Origin of the sequence: Geminicoccus flavidas, assembly GCF_009806515.1 — a bacterium.
GTDB lineage: Bacteria > Pseudomonadota > Alphaproteobacteria > Geminicoccales > Geminicoccaceae > Geminicoccus > Geminicoccus flavidus.
The window spans coordinates 1-2027 of record NZ_WUJP01000966.1; the positions used below are offsets into that span (position 1 = coordinate 1).

The 2027-nt window shown below is 64.9% G+C and carries 2 protein-coding genes and 1 pseudogene; 1 reads left to right on the top strand and 2 read right to left on the bottom strand.

Going from position 1 to position 2027, the window contains the following annotated elements:
• The first annotated feature begins 171 nt into the window (after window positions 1-171).
• Complete coding sequence (locus tag EQG76_RS27720) at window positions 172-648, top strand: CYTH domain-containing protein (RefSeq protein WP_159718302.1); 477 nt, start codon at window positions 172-174, stop codon at window positions 646-648.
• Between the two features lie 73 nt (window positions 649-721).
• Here the strand turns inward: EQG76_RS27720 and EQG76_RS27725 are convergent, their stop codons facing one another.
• Both EQG76_RS27725 and EQG76_RS27730 read right to left on the bottom strand, forming a co-directional pair.
• Window positions 722-1318: a GNAT family N-acetyltransferase gene (locus EQG76_RS27725; protein WP_159718304.1), complete on the bottom strand. Its 597-nt coding sequence runs from the start codon at window positions 1316-1318 to the stop codon at window positions 722-724.
• Window positions 1319-1437: 119 nt separating this feature from the next.
• Window positions 1438-2027, bottom strand: a pseudogene (locus tag EQG76_RS27730) (ornithine decarboxylase); the annotation flags it as partial.

Below are 2027 nucleotides of genomic sequence, written 5' to 3' on the forward strand. Positions count from 1 at the left end.
CTCCCGGTATCAGCCCTGACAGCCATCCACGCTACGTCTCCCGCTCGACTGATGGGCCGTTCACCATGATCTGCATCGGCCAGGCTTTCAGGCAGGAAGCGTTGACACCATATGGGCGCAGCCAGCCGTCGAGCCGGGGCTTGCGGTCCTTCAACTTTCTGGTGACGCAGAATGGGATTGGAGATCGAGCGGAAGTTCCTGGTGAGGAGTGCCGGTTGGCGCGAAGCAGTTACCGGCTGCCGGAAGCTCCGGGATGGCCTGCTTGCTCGCTTCGGCGATGGCAAGGTTCGCATCCGTATCGAAGCGGACAAGGCCTGGATGACCGTCAAGGGCCCCAGAGTCGGGATCGTCCGCGCAGAGTTCCAGTACGAGATCCCCTACCTGGAGGGGGAGGCGATGTTGACGCTCTGCGACGGCCCGATCCTCGAGAAGACACGCCATCTCGTGCCGTTCGAAGGTTTCACCTGGGAAGTCGATGTGTATGAGAACGCCCTCCAGGGCCTGATCATCGCCGAAATCGAATTACAGCATGCAGATCAGGCGTTTTCCCTGCCCAGTTGGGTGGGCCGCGAAGTCACCTTCGATCCACGTTACAAGAAGGCCAACATCTTCAAGTTGTATGCTCGGTCCGCCCGAGTCCTTGGATGAAGCACCTCTGGGAGGTGCCATCACTGACGATGGTGCGAAGAATGAGACGCGCCGCCGCCGGTAGAACCGCCTATCAGGCCCGGCCGCCCATCGTATGTGGCAGGGTGCGCTGCATCAGCACGACGTCCACCGGCTCGCCCGACTTCTCCCCGGCGCCGGGCAGAACACCACAAATTTTGAACCCGCTGCGCTCATGCAAGGCGATGGAGGTGGTATTGCGGGCATCACCGATCACGGCAATCATCTGCCGATATCCCCGCGCTGCGCAGAGCTGGATCAACGCCTCCAGCAGGCAGCTGCCGACGCCCCGCCCGCGCGCCGTCCGTGCCACGTGAATGCAATCCTCGACGGTGCCACGGTACGCAGAGAGCGCGCGAAACGGCCGGGCATGGGTGAAGCCCAGGATGTTGTCCGCCTGGTCCGTTGCCACCAGCCATGGCAGGCCGGCCCCACGGACGGCGGCGAAACGCTCCGCCATGACCGCGCGATCAGGAACCGTCGCTTCCCAACTGCCCAGCCCTGCCTGCAGCTGCTCGGCATAGATTGCGGTGATGGCATCCAGGTCCGTCTCGGTGGCGCTGCGGATCGAGGGCGCATGTCCGCGACGAGGCGCTTGGCAGAGGGTTTGGCCGGTTGCGGCCCAAGGAAGGCCGCTGGTGATGTCGAGCATGGCAAGAGCCCTTCCCTGCGCAGCCGGCATGGGCTCGGCGCAAAGACGGATCGATCGGGACAGCGGCCGATCAGCCGGAAGGAAGCCCGGGCAGCTCGGGCTGCCCAGCGACCACAGCGTCAGACGCAGTGATAGGCCAGGGGGGAGAAGCCGTTGAAGGCAACGCTGGCATAGGTGGTGGTGTAGGCACCCGTGCCGTGGATCAGGACCCGGTCGCCGGCGACCAGATCTTCCGGTAGCCGGTAGTCGCTCTTCTCGTAGAGGACGTCGGCGCTGTCGCAGGTCGGCCCCGCGAGGATCACCCGGCGCTCCGGCCCCTGCCGGTCGCTCGTGATCCGGTAGCGGATCGCCTCGTCCATGGTCTCTGCCAAGCCGCCGAACTTGCCGACGTCGAGGAACACCCATGGACGGCCATCCTCGTCGCCCTTCTCCGCGACCAGCACGACCTCCGAGACCAGCACACCGCAGTCGCCCACCAGGCCGCGCCCCGGCTCGATGATTGTCTGCGGCAACTGGTTGCCAAAATGCCGGATCAGGCTGGCATGGATCGCCTCGCCATAGGCTTCGGCGGCAGGCACGTCCTCCAGATAGGCCGTTGGAAAGCCGCCGCCCATGTTGACGAGGCCGAGCTTGATGCCGTCCGCCTCCAGAGTGGTGAAGATGGCGGCCGCCTCGGCGATGGCGCCATCCCAGGCTTCGACATTCTTCT

Excerpts from the sequence above, each read along its gene's own strand:
- EQG76_RS27720 (WP_159718302.1), top strand. The coding sequence starts at position 172 with ATGGGATTGGAGATCGAGCGGAAGTTCCTGGTGAGGAGTGCCGGTTGG.
- EQG76_RS27725 (WP_159718304.1), bottom strand. The coding sequence starts at position 1,318 with ATGCTCGACATCACCAGCGGCCTTCCTTGGGCCGCAACCGGCCAAACC.